This is a genomic window from candidate division WOR-3 bacterium, from assembly GCA_039801905.1.
GTDB lineage: Bacteria > Hydrothermota > Tepidihabitantia > Tepidihabitantales > JBDRVQ01 > JBDRVQ01.
The window spans coordinates 24271-39308 of the sequence record JBDRVQ010000006.1; the positions used below are offsets into that span (position 1 = coordinate 24271).

The 15038-nt window shown below is 43.2% G+C and carries 12 protein-coding genes; 4 read left to right on the top strand and 8 right to left on the bottom strand.

Going from position 1 to position 15038, the window contains the following annotated elements:
• Positions 1-280 precede the first annotated feature (280 nt).
• The 4 genes from ABIL00_02040 to ABIL00_02055 are packed head-to-tail and all read left to right on the top strand — an operon-like array spanning position 281 to position 4997.
• Positions 281-1246, top strand: a complete 966-nt coding sequence (locus ABIL00_02040) for an electron transfer flavoprotein subunit alpha/FixB family protein (GenBank protein ID MEO0109551.1) — start codon at positions 281-283, stop codon at positions 1244-1246.
• Complete coding sequence (locus ABIL00_02045; protein MEO0109552.1) at positions 1243-2346, top strand: (Fe-S)-binding protein; 1104 nt, start codon at positions 1243-1245, stop codon at positions 2344-2346. The genes ABIL00_02040 and ABIL00_02045 overlap by 4 nt, the downstream gene beginning before the upstream one ends.
• A complete protein-coding gene (locus ABIL00_02050) occupies positions 2343-4325 on the top strand; it encodes a PBP1A family penicillin-binding protein (protein ID MEO0109553.1) in 1983 nt (660 codons plus the stop codon). Before ABIL00_02045 ends, ABIL00_02050 begins: the two co-directional genes overlap by 4 nt.
• Positions 4326-4997, top strand: coding sequence for an endonuclease III domain-containing protein (locus tag ABIL00_02055; GenBank protein MEO0109554.1), 672 nt, complete (start codon positions 4326-4328; stop codon positions 4995-4997).
• Here the strand turns inward: ABIL00_02055 and ABIL00_02060 are convergent.
• The 8 genes from ABIL00_02060 to acs form a co-directional block, all read right to left on the bottom strand.
• Complete coding sequence (locus ABIL00_02060) at positions 4978-6084, bottom strand: glycosyltransferase (protein ID MEO0109555.1); 1107 nt, start codon at positions 6082-6084, stop codon at positions 4978-4980. The two genes, ABIL00_02055 and ABIL00_02060, sit on opposite strands and share 20 nt — an antisense overlap.
• Complete coding sequence (gene hutI / locus ABIL00_02065) at positions 6077-7321, bottom strand: imidazolonepropionase (protein MEO0109556.1); 1245 nt, start codon at positions 7319-7321, stop codon at positions 6077-6079. The genes ABIL00_02060 and hutI overlap by 8 nt, the downstream gene beginning before the upstream one ends.
• A gap of 197 nt (positions 7322-7518) precedes the next feature.
• On the bottom strand, positions 7519-8709 hold the full coding sequence (locus ABIL00_02070) for a PQQ-binding-like beta-propeller repeat protein (GenBank protein MEO0109557.1): 1191 nt from the start codon (positions 8707-8709) through the stop codon (positions 7519-7521).
• A 41-nt stretch (positions 8710-8750) separates the two neighbouring features.
• Positions 8751-9383 (bottom strand): hypothetical protein, encoded by a 633-nt coding sequence (locus tag ABIL00_02075; protein ID MEO0109558.1) that lies wholly within the window; start codon positions 9381-9383, stop codon positions 8751-8753.
• A complete protein-coding gene (locus tag ABIL00_02080) occupies positions 9373-9885 on the bottom strand; it encodes a hypothetical protein (GenBank protein ID MEO0109559.1) in 513 nt (170 codons plus the stop codon). Before ABIL00_02080 ends, ABIL00_02075 begins: the two co-directional genes overlap by 11 nt.
• Positions 9886-10356: 471 nt before the next feature.
• Positions 10357-11787, bottom strand: a complete 1431-nt coding sequence (locus ABIL00_02085; protein ID MEO0109560.1) for an NADP-dependent malic enzyme — start codon at positions 11785-11787, stop codon at positions 10357-10359.
• Positions 11784-13001, bottom strand: coding sequence for an OFA family MFS transporter (locus ABIL00_02090; protein ID MEO0109561.1), 1218 nt, complete (start codon positions 12999-13001; stop codon positions 11784-11786). The genes ABIL00_02085 and ABIL00_02090 overlap by 4 nt, the downstream gene beginning before the upstream one ends.
• An 86-nt stretch (positions 13002-13087) precedes the next feature.
• Positions 13088-14986: an acetate--CoA ligase gene (gene acs, locus ABIL00_02095; GenBank protein ID MEO0109562.1), complete on the bottom strand. Its 1899-nt coding sequence runs from the start codon at positions 14984-14986 to the stop codon at positions 13088-13090.
• Positions 14987-15038: the final 52 nt, after the last annotated feature.

A 15038-nucleotide genomic window follows, 5' to 3' on the forward strand; every position in this document is an offset into this window, starting at 1 on the left:
ACTGGAGATTTAATAAAGGGTTTAATTAAAAATTTAATAAATAGTCTAAAAGAGGGTATAAAGAGAAGGATAAATAGAAGCCTAATCCAGAGTTTAATAGAAGGGATAATGAATATTCTAATTCGGAGCCTAATTAGGGGTTTAATCCGAAAGGAAAATGAGAACCTAATAGTCGGGTGATAAGCCTTAAAAATTCTTCTGAAAATTTGCCTAATCTCTTTTAGCCAGATGAATGGAAAACGGTAGGTTGACACCATCCGAAAATTTATTAAAATAGAAAATGATTCTAATCTTTTGCGAGAAAAAAGAAGGTAGGTTAAAGAAAAGTGCCTACGAATTGAGTTGTTTAGCCTATCAATTAAGCCAAGAATTGAAAGAAGAAGTTGCCGCCTCCATCATTTCCGGCGAAGAGGGGGAAGATTTTTCTCACTTAAAAAATTTTGGTGTTTCCGAAATCTATCTCTACCGAGATGAAGAATTAGCAAACTATTCTTTAACCGCTTACGGTAAAATCCTCTCCTCCCTCATTGACGAGAAAAGACCTTTCCTCATTCTCTTTTCCCATAGTTCCCAAGGTTGGGATTTGGCTCCTTATCTTGCCGCCCGGTATTTATCACCCTGCCTTACGGACATCGTCTCCTTGGAGATAAAGGAAGGAAAGATTTTGGCAAAAAAACCAATCTTTGCCGGTAAGGTGAATCAAGATTTGGAGATTACCAATAAAAGCCCTTTATTCTTCTCAATTCGCCCTAAGGCAATTACGGTTACGGAATGCGCAAGGACGGAGCCAAAAATTATTACAATGCCAAATTCCGAACCAGACCTTCGGATTAAGGTCCGCGAGATTCTAACTGGGGTGAGGGACCTTATTGATTTAACCGAAGCTGAGGTGATCGTCTCCGGCGGCAGGGGAATGAAAGGACCGGAGAACTTTGCTTTATTGGAAGAACTCGCCAAGGTTCTAAAAGGAGCAGTTGGAGCATCAAGGGCCGCGGTTGATGCGGGGTGGCGTGACCATTCCGCCCAAGTTGGTCAAACTGGGAAAACCGTCTCCCCCACCCTTTACATCGCCTGCGGTATCTCCGGAGCGATCCAACATCTGGTGGGGATGATAAACTCAAAAGTAATTGTTGCCATCAATAAAGACCCGGAGGCGAATATCTTTAAGGTCTGTGATTATGGAATCGTCGGTGATTTATTCACCATCGTTCCCCTCTTAACCGAGGAGTTGAAGAAAGTATTATGAACACCAAAATCTTATCAAATTGTGTCCAGTGCGGAAGATGTTCGGGTGGTTGCCCGGTGGCGATGAAGTCAAACTTAAATGTCCGGAAAATCCTCTACTCCTTTTTAATCAATAATACCCTACCAACCGACGGAAATAAAAGTGGAGTTTGGGAATGCACAACCTGCTCTACTTGTAACCAAAGATGCCCCAAATCTTGCGAACCACTGGAGATTATCCTATCCGCCCGGGCAAATTTTGTAGAAAGAGGGAGGATTTCCGCCTCGGTTATTAAAGCCTTAGAAAATACCCTCCTCCATGGCAACCCCTTTGGGAAACCAAAAGAGAAGCGAACCGACTGGTTAAAAAAGATAGATTCTCCAGTAAGAATTTTACAGAAAGGGGAAACTGCTGACTATCTCCTTTTTGTCTGCTGTAGCAATGCCTACGACCCGAGATTGCAGGAAGTGGCGAGAAGTGTAGTGAAAATCCTCTCGGGAATAAAAATTGATTTCGGAATTTTAGGAGAGGAAGAGAATTGCTGTGGCAGTGAGATAAAGAGAATGGGTGAGGTTGGGTTGTTTACGGAATTGAAAGAGAAAAATTCCCAGGCGATAGAAGGGATAAAAGTAAAAGGAATTATTACCATCTCCCCCCATTGCTATAATGTCCTAAAAAATGAATATGAGTTAAATCTTCCCGTCTACCATTACACAACCCTTCTTCTTCAAGAAAAGGAAAGATGGCAAAACCGCATAAATAGAACCGAGGAGATTGGCCTTTTTCACGACCCCTGTTTCTTAGGAAAGATGAATAAGGTTTATGACCAACCACGGCAATTATTAAAAAGTATCCTAAAGGAATTGAAGGAATTTGACCGGGCAAGGGAAAACTCTCTCTGTTGCGAAGGGGGTGGCGGGAGGATGTGGATAGAATCGGAAAGTAAAGAACGTTTGGCGGAAAAGAGAATTGAGGAGGCGTTGCGTCTTGGGATAGAGAAAATTTTTGTTGCCTGCCCCTTCTGCCTCTCTACCTTAGAGGATGCAGCAAAGGTAAAGGGGGTGGAAGAAAAAATTGGCGTCATGGATATTACGGAATTCCTCGCCCAAAATTTGAAATGAAACGCCCCTTCCTTTGGGGACTTTTTATTGGTCTTCTTTTCTCTTTTTCCGCTATCTTCCTCCTCTTTTTCACCTTAGGTAAGGACCTGCCAACAGGGGAGGATATTAGACGGTATAAACCCATTCTTACGAGCAAGGTATTTGATGAGGAGGGAAAATTGATTTACGAATTCGGCGGAGAGAGGAGGGTATTTATCCCCTTAGAAGAGATCCCCCCAATCGTCCGGGAATGTTTTATCGCGGTTGAGGATAAAAGGTTTTACTCCCATTGGGGAATTGATTTAATCCGGCTCTTTGGTGCCCTATTTTACAATCTAAAAAGTCTATCCTTTCGCCAGGGGGCATCAACTATCACTCAGCAATTAGCCCGGAATATGTTCTTAACCCCGGAAAAGAGTCTAAAAAGGAAGATAAAAGAGGCAATCTTGGCTATAAGATTAGAAATCACAGAAACGAAGGAAGAGATCTTAGAAAGGTATCTCAACCAGGTCTGTTTTGGCCACGGAGTCTACGGCATTGAAGCAGCAGCCAATTTCTATTTCGGGAAGAAGGCAAAGGAGTTAACTTTGAGTGAAGGGGCACTTCTAGCTTCCTTAGTGAAGAGGCCCGAAACTTATTCCCCCTTGAAAAATCCGGATAAGGCATTGGAGAGGAGGAACCTCTTCTTAAAGGTTTTATTAAAGCAAAAAAAGATTAAAAAAGAAGAATACGACCGAGCGGTAAGCTCGCCCCTCTCCGATTTGGTCGGACGGAGAATCGCCAACGAAGCACCCTATGCCATGGAGATGATCCGGCTCTATATTGAAGACAAATACGGTGAAGATTTTCTATACCGGCGCGGAGCGAAAATCTACACCACCCTAAATTTAAGAATGCAGAGGGAAGCCAACATCGCCTTAGAGACGAAATTGAGGGAAATTGAGGAGAATTATAAATTAAAGGTAAAAAGGGCGGATTATAAAATCGGCGAAGGAAAGCCCTCTTATCTCCAAGGTGCCCTTTTAGCAGTGGAGCCGAAAACTGGTTATGTCCGGGCATTGGTGGGAGGGAGAGACTTCCGCCATAGCCAATTCAACCGAGTAACCCAAATGGTGCGCCAAGCCGGTTCGGCCTTTAAGGTATTTGTCTTCACGGCGGCGATTGATAATGGCTATTATCCATCCCAGATTGAAGTTGACGGTCCGATTAGCATACCAATCGCTGGTCTCCAAGAACCCTACGAGCCGAAAAATTACGACCGGAATTATATTGGCCCAATAAGTTTAAGAAAGGCATTAGCCCTTTCCCGGAATGTGATTGCGGTGAAGTTAACCGAGAGGCTAAAACCAACAGTGGTGCGGGATTACGCCTACCGTTTGGGGATAAAAAGTCCACTCCGGGCTTACCTCTCTATCGCCTTAGGTTCCTCGGAAGTTTCTCTTTGGGATATGACTTTTAGTTTTGCCACCCTCGCCAATTACGGGAAAAGGGTAAAACCGATTTTGATTAAAAGAATTGAAACCGATGAGGGGATCATTGAAGAAAATTTACCAACCGTTCAAGAAGTTATCTCTCCGCAGACCGCCTTTCTTGTCACCAAAATGATGGAAAGCGTTCTTGACGAAGGGACTGGTTATCTTGCCCGCCGGTTTGGTTTTGAAAGAAAAGCGGCAGGAAAAACCGGAACGACCGATGACTTCACTGATGCCTGGTTTATCGGCTTTACCCCCCAACTCTGTTGCGGCGTCTGGGTTGGTTATGACCAAAAGAAGACCATTTTCCAAGGAGCAACGGGTGGGGTTGTTGCCTGTCCCATCTGGGCGGAATTTATGAAAAGGGCATTAAAGGACTATCCCGAAGAAGAATTCACCCCCCCGGAGAGCATCGTCCAAAGAAGGATCTGCGAGGCGACCGGTCTTTTAGCCAACCCCCGGTGTCCAGAAACGAGAGAAGAGTATTTTATCTTGGGTAAAGAACCGCCCGTCTGCGATAAACATTGAGTGTCTCTTACCAAAGAGCATACCATTTATAAAATCTACCAAATCCTTTACTCCCACTTCGGACCGCAGCACTGGTGGCCCGGTGAGACGAAATTGGAAATTGTCGTGGGGGCGGTTTTAACTCAGAATACTGCTTGGCAAAACGTGGAGAAGGCGATAAAAAACCTAAAAAAGAAAAACCTCTTAGAGATAAAGAAACTTTATAAAATAAGAGAAAATTTTTTAAGCAAATTGATTAAACCGGCTGGTTATTATAATCTCAAAACGAAAAGACTAAAAGAACTGGTTAAATTCTTATGTCAAAGGTACAATGGAAACTTAGAAAAGATGGCAAAAGAGAAAGGAGAGGTTTTAAGGGAAGAACTCCTGAGGGTGAAAGGGATTGGCAAGGAGACCGCGGATTCTATCTTACTCTATGCCCTGAATAAACCATTCTTCGTGGTTGATGCCTACACGAAAAGAATCCTTCTCCGCCACAACCTAATCAATGAGAAGATGACTTACGATGAAATCCAGAAACTCTTTCAGGAAAATTTACCAAAAAGGGTTAAAATCTATAACGAATTCCATGCCTTGTTAGTAAAATTGGGTAAGACCTATTGTCAGAAGAGACCAAAATGTTCTCTCTGTCCCTTAGCAAATCTTCTTCCCATTAACCGAGCAACTCCTTAATTTTAGCGCAGATCCTCTCCGCCCCATTAAAGTATTTAATCTTTCCCATCCTTTCTTTTATCCTTTCTCCTAACTCAGTCTCCAAAATCATTTTTGCCCGATTGAGAATATCTTTCGGTTTTATCTCGTAGAAACCAATCTCTCTATTTTCTACCCATTGGATATTCTTCGCCTCCTGACCATAAGTGTAGTCCATTAAAATTAAAGGAACCCTTTTGGCGATCGCTTCCATAATTATGGCAGGACCAGCCTTCGTGATGCAGAGGTCAGCAAGAGAAAGTATCTCCGGCATATTATCAACAAAACCGAATACCTTAACCCTCTCCCCGTCGTATCTTTTATTTAAACTTTCCCATAAAAACCGATTCCGACCGGTGACAATGAGAATCTCGTAGTCAGTATTCTTTATCAAAAACTCGGCAACCTCACCAATCCGACCGACCCCCTCTCCTCCACCGATAATTAGAATCACCTTCCTCTTACCAATTCTCAATTTTTTCCTCACCTCTTCCCGGTTAACCGTTTGAAGAAACTCTCTCCGGATGGGAAAACCACAAACCTTCAACCTATTCCTCGGAAAACCCCTCTTTAAGAAAAGCGGTTCGCATTCCGGAAGGGGAAGGAAGATAAAATCCGCTTCTTTGGCAAACCAGCCAGTATGTAAGGAAAGTAAATCAACCACCACAATGTAGAATGGGATGTGAGAATCATATCTCCTTAATGCCAGTAAGGGAAAATGATTAAAAAGGGCATGGCAAGAAATGACGCAGTGAAAAGGGCTATACTTCTCGTAAAAATCATGCAATCCCTGCGGCGAAAAAAATTCAACAATCCGATTCAAAAATCGGTAAAAGAATTCGGGATAAATTCCGTACCAGAGAAGGGCGTAAAAATAATCATTCTTCTTGGTCATATCGGCATAAAATTCCGGGAATTTCCTAAAAGGTGGTTTTGTCCCTTCCTTAAAGAAATCTGGAAGGAGACACTCAAAACCATACTTTTCTTCAAATACCTCACTTAGAGCCTGAGCCGCACTCCGATGGGTACCACCGGTGTCCGAAATGAGAAAGAGAATCCGCTTACCCATTTATAATCTTACCCCTTTTTATCACCACCTTTACTGGATTAGCACCAAAATTATAAAATAAAAACCGATAATCCGGAACATTGAGAATCAGAACATCCCCATCCTTACCTTTTTCAATGGAGCCAACCCTTTTTTCCATTTTTAGCGCCTTAGCGGAATTTAAGGTCGCGCCGATTATCGCCTCCTCCATCGTTAGGTGATATAAGAAGGTGGCTAAGGCGATAACGATGGGCATCTTATTCAAGGGCGAGGTCCCCGGATTGAAATCACTTCCCAAAGCCAAAGGAATGCCCAATCTCCTCATCTCTTTGATTGGTGGTTTCGCCTCTGTTCCTAAAAATAAAGAAGTGCTTGGTAATAAGACCGCCACTATCTTCTTTTTTGCCATCCCTTCTAAACCATTTTTTGAAGGGTAAATAAGATGCTCACAGGAGATCGCACCCACTTTCACCCCAACTTCGGTCCCTCCGGATCTTTCTAACTCATCGGCATGGATTTTAGGTAAAAGTCCATATCTCTTTCCCGCCTGCAGTATCCTCTCCGCCTCCTGAGGATTAAAGACTGCCTTCTCACAAAAGACATCGCAAAAGACCGCCAATTTCTCTTTTGCTACCTTCGGCAGCATCTCTTCTAAGATCTCTTTAATATAATCTTCCTTCTTTTTCTCCGGTGGGATAAAATGGGCTCCCAAAAAAGTGGGAATAATTGTGATATCCTCTTCCTTTTGTAAATGTTTAATCAATCTTAAAATCTTCAACTCATTCTCCGTATCCAATCCGTAGCCGGATTTTATCTCCACAGTGGTTGTTCCCCATTTGATACATTCTTTTATCCGCTCTTTTGCTTTTGCCAAAAGTTCGGCAGAGGAACTACTTCTGGTCTTCTCTACGGTGTAGAGAATTCCCCCTTCCTTCTTCTCGGTAATCTCTTTATAACTTTTCCCCAAAAACCTCGCCTCTAATTCTTTCTCCCTGGTGCCGGCAAAGACGAGATGGGTGTGGCAGTCAACAAAACCTGGAAGAACTACGGAATTTTGCGCGGAGATCGTTTTCATCTTTTTGGCTCTGGGAAGTTTCTCTTTTCTCCCATAAGAGAATATCTTACCATCTTTAATCAAAAGAAAGGCATCCTCAATTATTCCTAAGGTTTTTCCCCTAATTGTCAATAACTGGCTAATATCTTTAATTAGGAGTGTTCGTTTAGTTTTTTCCAGAACTCCAACCTTATTGGTTTTCATCGCGAAATTATACTCAAAATTTAAGGTTCGTCAACCAAAATCAATTTTTGTTTTTAAGGAGAGGTTTTGTTAACCTCTAAAATGGTAGGGGCAAGTTTTAGCCTACTTATAAATGCGCTTTCGCATCTTGAGGGGTGCGGTTCCCCACTTCCCTTTCTTTCCGTCTTTCTCTTTAGAATATTTTTTACCCTGCGAAATTAATCTGATACAGATGCATTACCAGAATTGCGACGGTCGTGTCTGGACCTGGGCCAAGGTGAATTTGCGAGTCCCGATGATGTTCCTTTAAGGGCAAATAGACCGGTGGTACTACAGAGGTAGATTGTTCCGTCAGAACCGATTGCCGGAGAACCGGTTGCGATTATCGGCACCGGTGAAACGGGATACCTCCAGTCAAGGGTACCGTCAGATTTATACGCACCATCAACAGTGTAAATTATTCCTTTATCGTCAATCGCAAGGTCGTACGCCTGCTGGAGGAGTCCTGCACTCTCTTTTTTCCATCTCAATTCGCCACCAGGACCCACAGCGCATAACCATCCTTCCGTTGAACTTGTGGCAACACCTACATATATGGTTCCATCGGTCCCGATGACCGGCGTTCCAATACTAACACAATCGCTATCAATAAGGGTGCACATCCATTGGAAATTTCCGTCTTTATCATAGGCAAGAAGGTTACCGGCATCATTATTGCCGGTTCCGAAGACATAGACTGTGTTATCTCCTCCTATTGCCAAACGGTCGGCAGTATAGATAGCAGGTGACATATCCACTAACCATTTGAGACTTCCCTCTTGGTTTAACGCTACCAAATCACAGTCTGCCCCAATATAAATCGTGCCATCTTTACCTACCACAGGAAAGGTAATACAAGATCCGCCGCCAACATACGCCGCCCACTCCGTACTCCCTAAGGGAGATATAGCTAATAATGATTCAGGGGCATAAACATAGATTATACCGGTAGCGCTCAATGCCGGTGTGCCATAAATAGTGGGAAAGGAAGTTCCGATCGCCTTTTTCCATTTTAAATTCCCATTGTTACCTAATGAATATAGATTTCCATCCACGGCAAAAAGATAGATAGTTCCATCCGGGGCAATCACCGGTGAAACAAATATATTTGAGGGATGGTACCAGATTGTATCAGGAATACCATAACGCCATTTTACACTGCCATCCGGATTTAATGCATAAAGTGTATCATTATCACCGAAGGCATAGATTGTTCCGTCTGAACCGAGCGCGGGTGAATTCAGGAAACTGACGCCAGTAAATTGCCACTTAATCTCCCGGGATCCCGTGCCTTCATCTTTTTTGCAGGTTACAAAGGTAAGACAAAGGACCCAGATAAAGTAGATTATGGTTTTGGTATATTTGTTCATTTGCTCTCCTTATTCCTAAAGATATCCATACCAAATAATTCCTATTTCTTAAAGGAAACGAGAAGTTCTATCCTCTCACCTTCCTCCTTCTTCACCACCCCGATATCCGGTGCCAAAAACTCTACCCAACAACGAGGGAATGAATACCTTTCCGTGGTATCAAGAAGATTAATTAACTCCCTCTCTTCAAAGAATTCTATCTTATAGCAATCAAAATAGGAATTGGTTGTTCCGACATAAGAGCAAATTCCTTTTAGGGTATAAAGATGTTGGAAGGAATCGCCAGCGACAACCACAGTATCTATCTCTTTCTCTTCCCAGGTCGCATTATTTACTAAGGGAAACTTATAGATTAACTTATAACCCATCTCAATGGTATCTCCGGTAAAATAGATTAAAGTATCGCAAAAGGCGATAAATTTTTTCACCTCATCCTTCCCTTTAATCCAGTATTCCTCAGTAAAATTCCGATTCACCACTGTGGCAAAATAACCATAGACATTACTGTCGCCAAAAACTTCCACATAGATTGATTCCCCGTTTACACCGTAGGTCCATAACATCCCTTTCTCCAAGGGAAAATAATCGGAACCAGCCCGCTGGAGGAGGAAATCATCAGAACAGGAGAGGAAAAATAGAAATATTAAGAGATAGGATAAAATTTTATATCTCATAGCCCACCCCCAATTCCGCCTTGAAGAAAAGGTAGAGGTTAGTTAAAGTCCGATTATTCTTTTTTCCAGTTTCTAAAATCAAATTCGGTAAAAGATTTATCCGAAAACGCATTTTCCCCATCTTCTCCCGATAACCAACCCCCAAATAAAAATCGGGATAATAGCGGCTTTCCTTACTAAAAGAAAGTCTTCTCTCCAAAAGAAGAATTCCGGCTCCGGGAATTAAACCAACATCACGCATCTCCCTCCGATAAAAAACCGGGAGAAAAAGGAGTAACCTTCCTCCCTTTTCCTTTAAGAAATAGGAAGAAGAGAATTTACCTGAGATGCGAGAAAAAGAGAAAGATATTTCAAGAGAAGGAGGTTTTGGGTAAGAGAGGTAAAGAGAGATATAAGGTGAAGGGGCGTGGTTATTTGCCAGAGAACCAAAAGGTGTCAATTCACCCAAATAGCCACCAAATTCTAAACCGCAAAATAATAAAAGACAAGGGAAAAAATTCATAGAATAAACTTACTAGAAAATTAGCAATAGTCAAGTGAAAAAAGATATTAAGTTGAAAATATAAATGCCGGCAAAAATTTTGGGGATAAAGCGTTTTCCGGAGATGAAAAAATATCTGATGAGATAACTTTTCATGAAGGGCAAAATTATTTTAAGTTTTTCATCTCCAATAACTTAGAGCAATTTTTCAAAAAAGATAGGGGGTCAGTTCCCCCTACGGTATCCTTAGGGGATAAAAATACCCTTTTTCCCCCTAATTTCCTCTCCTTTTTTCTTAATCTTTACCTCTCCCACCTTCCTATCCCTTTTTCTTCTCCTCTTTTCTCTTCTAAAATCCCCTCTCCTCTCTTCCCTACCTCTCACAAGAAAAAGAGCCCCTTTTTATCCCCTTCTCGGTCTCGTAAAGATTCTAAAGAGGTGGGGTACTAAAATCCTATCTCTCTATCTCTCTATCTCTCTATTAGGTAAAATTTATTCTTTCGGTTTCGGGATAAAGCCCTTCTTCATTAAAAACTGAATCTCTTCTCTTGCCTCTTTAATTGTTGCCTCTGCTTTCTTATATAACTCATCCCGACTCATAATCTTCCTCGCTACCCCCTGTTCAATCGCCTTCATCCCAACCGCGCAAGCCTCCCGAGGAAATACTTCCCAATCGTCCATTGTCGGAATTAGATAATCTTCTCTTAATCCCCGGTCTTCGGCTACCTTTGCCAGTTCTAATGCCGCGGCAATGCACATCTCATCGGTAATTGTCTTGGCATTGACATCCAGAGTTCCACGGAAAATTCCCGGGAAACCAAGAGAATTATTCACCTGATTGGGAAAATCGCTTCTCCCGGTAGCCACAATCTTTGCTCCCGCTTCTTTTGCTTCCCAGGGCCAGATTTCCGGAATGGGATTGGCACAGACAAAAAGGATCGGGTCTTTTGCCATTCTTTGAATCCATTCCTTCTTTATGGTATCCGGACCAGGTTTGGAGTAACCGATAACAATATCCATCCCTTCCATTGTCATTGGAATGGCATCTTCAATCTTTTCGGACTTTCTCCCTTCGGCATTAGTTTTTAGGATTAAATCCTTAGTATATGCAAATTGTTTATCAAAATCCGGTCGGTCCTTATGAACAATGCCGTAAACATCGCACATCACAATCTTTGCTGGGTCAAAACCATAGGCAACCATCACTCGTAGGCAGGCGATTCCTGCGGCACCAGCCCCGATCATTCCCACCCTAACCTTTTTCACATCCTTACCGACAATCTTTAAGGCATTGATTAGTCCCGCCAGAGTGACCGCTGCTGTCCCCTGTTGGTCATCGTGCCAAACTGGAATATCGCATTCCTTTCGTAGAGTATCTAAGATATAGAAACACTTGGGCTGGGCAATATCCTCTAAGTTATAGCCGCCAAAAGAAGGTTCTAAAAGTTTAGCCACCTCAATAAACTTATCCGGATCTTTGGTCCTTACCGCAATTGGTACCGCATCAACTCCCCCGAGATACTTAAAGAGTAAAGACTTTCCTTCCATTACCGGTAAAGATGCTTCCGGTCCAATATCTCCCAAACCCAATACCCTTGTGCCATCAGTTAAGACCGCAATCAGATTAGCCCGATTGGTATGTTCCCAAACCTTCTCCGGGTTTTTGAAAATATCTTTACAGGGTTCGGCAACCCCTGGGGTATACCAGATGGCAAAATCATCAAAATTCCTTATGGCGCATTTGGCAGTGATTTTAACTTTCCCCTTGTAAAAGGGATGGAGCCGCAAGGCATCTTCCCCGGGCTTCTTCGCCTTGGCTAAAAGTTCTTCCTTGGTTAAGGGCTTCTCTTCTTTTCGTTTTCTCACTATCTTCTTTTTTGTCTTTAAAGCCCTAACCGCCTTTTTCTTTTTTATCTTTTTCATCTTCCCTCCTTACTTTTTGGTTGTTTAATTATCAAGGTGAGTACCATTCCGATTAAACAGAGAAGACCGGCGACCCAAAAGGCTAAATTATAACTCTTGGTCTTTTCCAAGACCTGGGGGGCAAAGATATTTCCCAAAAGCCCACCAATCCCGTAGGCAGTAAATACTAAACCGTAGTTCACTCCCACATTTTTTGTTCCGTAGAAATCCGCAGTGACCGCCGGAAAGACTGCCAGATAACCACCAAAGCAGAGACCGACCAAAGAGATGCCAATCCAGTAGTAGGAGGGAAAGAGAGGAATTATGTTGTATAATAAGACCGCAACCCCACAGATGAGAAAGATGAGAAGTAAGGTTTTCATCCGGCCCAAACTATCAGAGATTTTCCCCCACAGGATCCTTCCTAAGGCATTGAAGATCGCTAATGTGCTCACCGCTAAGGCAGCAGTCTCTTTGGAAACCTTTGCCAGTTCCTGCCCGATTGGTGAAGTCTGTCCAATTATCATTAGACCAGTAGCACAGCCAAAGAAATAAATGAGCCAAATTAGATAGAAAGAGCCAGTGGCAAGCATCTCCCCTGGGGTATAGCCATAAGCAGTGGCGGTGGAAGATGGTGGAGGAGTCCAACCCTCTGGTTTATAACCTTCTGGGGGATTCCTTAAAATCTGGGCACCAATTATTACTAAAATAAGGAAAATAATCCCTAAAATTACGAAGGTATTAAAAACATTGACGCTATCAATTAAAGCCCGGGCAACTGGGGCAACGATTAAAGCCCCAGCACCAAATCCAGCCACGGAAATGCCGGTAATTAAACCGCGCATATCCGGAAACCATTTCACACCGGTGGAAATTGGGCAGACATAAGCGAGGCCAATACCGATACCAGAGATTATGCCGTAGGAGACAACAATTCCGGGAAAGGTTTTCAGAAGACCGGAGAGAATAAGCCCTAAACCCAAAAGGATGCCACCAACTGTCGCTACCAATCTCGGTCCTTTCTTATCCTGCCATCTTCCGCCGATGATGGTGGCAATGGCAAAAGAAATTAGAACTAAGGCGAAAGGTAAAGTGGCTTGGGTTGGTGTTAATTTCAAAGGTTCGCCCTGTAACGGTTTTCTAAATACCGACCAAGCATAAATTGCCCCGAGGCAGAGTTGGATGATAATTGCCCCAACCATTATCAACCAGCGGTTAAACCCTTTATTGCTCATCTTCCCTCCTTAAAAATAAAAAGGAGATAGAAAGGATAACTTCTGCTTGTCATCCCTCCTATCTCCTTCTCTAACCTCTGCGTCTCTTACTCCTCCAAAGTTGAGGTATCGCCAATCGGCAAACCCAACGCTTGCGCTTTTAGGAGGCGGCGCATTATCTTGCCGGAACGAGTTTTTGGCAGTTTATCGCGAAATTCAATCTCTTCTGGACGGGCGATTGGTCCGATCTCTTTTGCCACCCATTCCTTTAACTCTTTACTCAATTCTTCAGAAGGGGTAAAACCGACCTTTAATACGACATAAGCCTTGGGCACATCCCCCTTCACTTCGTGAGGAATCCCAATCACCGCAGCCTCCGCGACCGCGGGATGAGCCACTAGGGCACTTTCCACCTCTGCGGTTCCCAAGCGATGGCCAGCGACATTTAAGACCTCATCCGCTCGTCCCCGGAACCAGAAATACCCATCCTCATCAATTGTGGCAGAATCACCGGTGAGATAGACATTGGGAAAACGAGACCAATAAACCTGTTTATACCTTTCCGGGTCTTTATAAAGGGTTCTGAGCATTGCGGGCCAGGGTTTGGTCAAAACCGCCAAACCGTTCTCATTTGGTTTTATCGGTTTGCCTTCTGAATTATAAACGGTTGCCCCAAATCCCGGCAGGGGCTTTGTTGCCGAGCCCGGTTTTAATGGGGTAATTGGTAATGGGGAGATAACAAAGGTCCCAGTCTCAGTTTGCCACCAGGTATCCATAATTGGACAGCGCTCATTACCGATATTCTTATAATACCAACGCCAGGCTTCCGGATTGATCGGTTCACCAACCGAACCTAAAAGTCTTAAACTTGATAAATTATATTTCTTTGCCCATTCCTCTCCATAGCGCATATGCATTCTTATCGCGGTGGGCGAGGTATAAAGAATTGTCACCTTTTCCCTTTCAATCATTTTCCACCATCTTCCCGGATCCGGATAGTCGGGAGCACCTTCGTACAAAATGGAGGTAGCGCCAAGCATTAGTGGCGCATACACAATATAACTATGACCGGTGACCCAGCCGATATCTGCAGCGCACCACCAAATATCGGAATCTTTTATATCAAAGACATATTTTAAAGTGGTATAGGTGCCAACCGCATAACCACCATGGACATGAACCACACCCTTAGGTTTACCCGTTGTGCCTGAGGTGTAAAGGAGATAAAGAATATCCTCTGAGTCCATCACCTCTGTTGGGCACTCATCCGATTCCGAAGCGACAACTTCTGACCAGAAGACATCCCTACCGGAATGCATCGGCACTTTTCTCTTCGCCCGCTCAAAGACAATAACCTTTTCTACGGATGGACAATCTTTCAATGCCTCATCCGCATTCTCCTTTAAGGGGACAAATTTTCCTCTCCGGAAACCACCATCCGCGGTGATCAAAACCTTTGACTCGGAGTCAATAATCCTATCCTTTAGGGAAGTAGCAGAAAATCCGGAAAAGACAACCGAGTGGATAGCACCGATTTTAGCACAAGCCAGCATCGCAATCGGTAATTGGGGAATCATCGGTAAATAGATTGTCACCCGGTCACCCTTTTTCACACCAAATCTTTTTAAGGTATTAGCCAGCCGGTTAACTTCTTTATAAAGGTCAAGATAGGTCCACCTTTCTACCTCTCCGGGTTCCCCCTCAAAAATGTAAGCGACCTTATCCTTCCGCTCGGTCTTAATGTGGCGATCCAAAGCATTATGAGCGATATTTATCTTTCCTCCCACGAACCATTTGGCAAATGGCAGATTCCATTCCAGAACTCGCTCCCAAGGTTTAAACCATTCCAATTCCTTTGCCATTTCGCCCCAATACCATTCTTGATCTTCCGCGCGTTTCAGGAGTTCGTCAAGGTCCCTTATTCCGAAACGGTCCATAAACTTTTTGATATTGCTATTCTCTACTATCTCCTTCGGTGGATAGTAGAATTTCTTCTCTTCGGCCATATTTTAATCCCCCTTATTTTTTCTTTTTTGAAGATATAAAACTTTAATTTTA

Bases quoted from the DNA above. Each gene is read 5' to 3' on its own strand.
- ABIL00_02085 (MEO0109560.1), bottom strand. From the start codon at position 11,787: ATGAAAAAGATAAAAAAGAAAAAGGCGGTTAGGGCTTTAAAGACAAAA.
- ABIL00_02040 (MEO0109551.1), top strand. From the start codon at position 281: ATGATTCTAATCTTTTGCGAGAAAAAAGAAGGTAGGTTAAAGAAAAGT.
- ABIL00_02090 (MEO0109561.1), bottom strand. From the start codon at position 13,001: ATGAGCAATAAAGGGTTTAACCGCTGGTTGATAATGGTTGGGGCAATT.
- ABIL00_02050 (MEO0109553.1), top strand. From the start codon at position 2,343: ATGAAACGCCCCTTCCTTTGGGGACTTTTTATTGGTCTTCTTTTCTCT.
- ABIL00_02075 (MEO0109558.1), bottom strand. From the start codon at position 9,383: ATGAGATATAAAATTTTATCCTATCTCTTAATATTTCTATTTTTCCTC.
- hutI (MEO0109556.1), bottom strand. From the start codon at position 7,321: ATGAAAACCAATAAGGTTGGAGTTCTGGAAAAAACTAAACGAACACTC.
- acs (MEO0109562.1), bottom strand. From the start codon at position 14,986: ATGGCCGAAGAGAAGAAATTCTACTATCCACCGAAGGAGATAGTAGAG.
- ABIL00_02060 (MEO0109555.1), bottom strand. From the start codon at position 6,084: ATGGGTAAGCGGATTCTCTTTCTCATTTCGGACACCGGTGGTACCCAT.
- ABIL00_02070 (MEO0109557.1), bottom strand. From the start codon at position 8,709: ATGAACAAATATACCAAAACCATAATCTACTTTATCTGGGTCCTTTGT.
- ABIL00_02045 (MEO0109552.1), top strand. From the start codon at position 1,243: ATGAACACCAAAATCTTATCAAATTGTGTCCAGTGCGGAAGATGTTCG.
- ABIL00_02080 (MEO0109559.1), bottom strand. From the start codon at position 9,885: ATGAATTTTTTCCCTTGTCTTTTATTATTTTGCGGTTTAGAATTTGGT.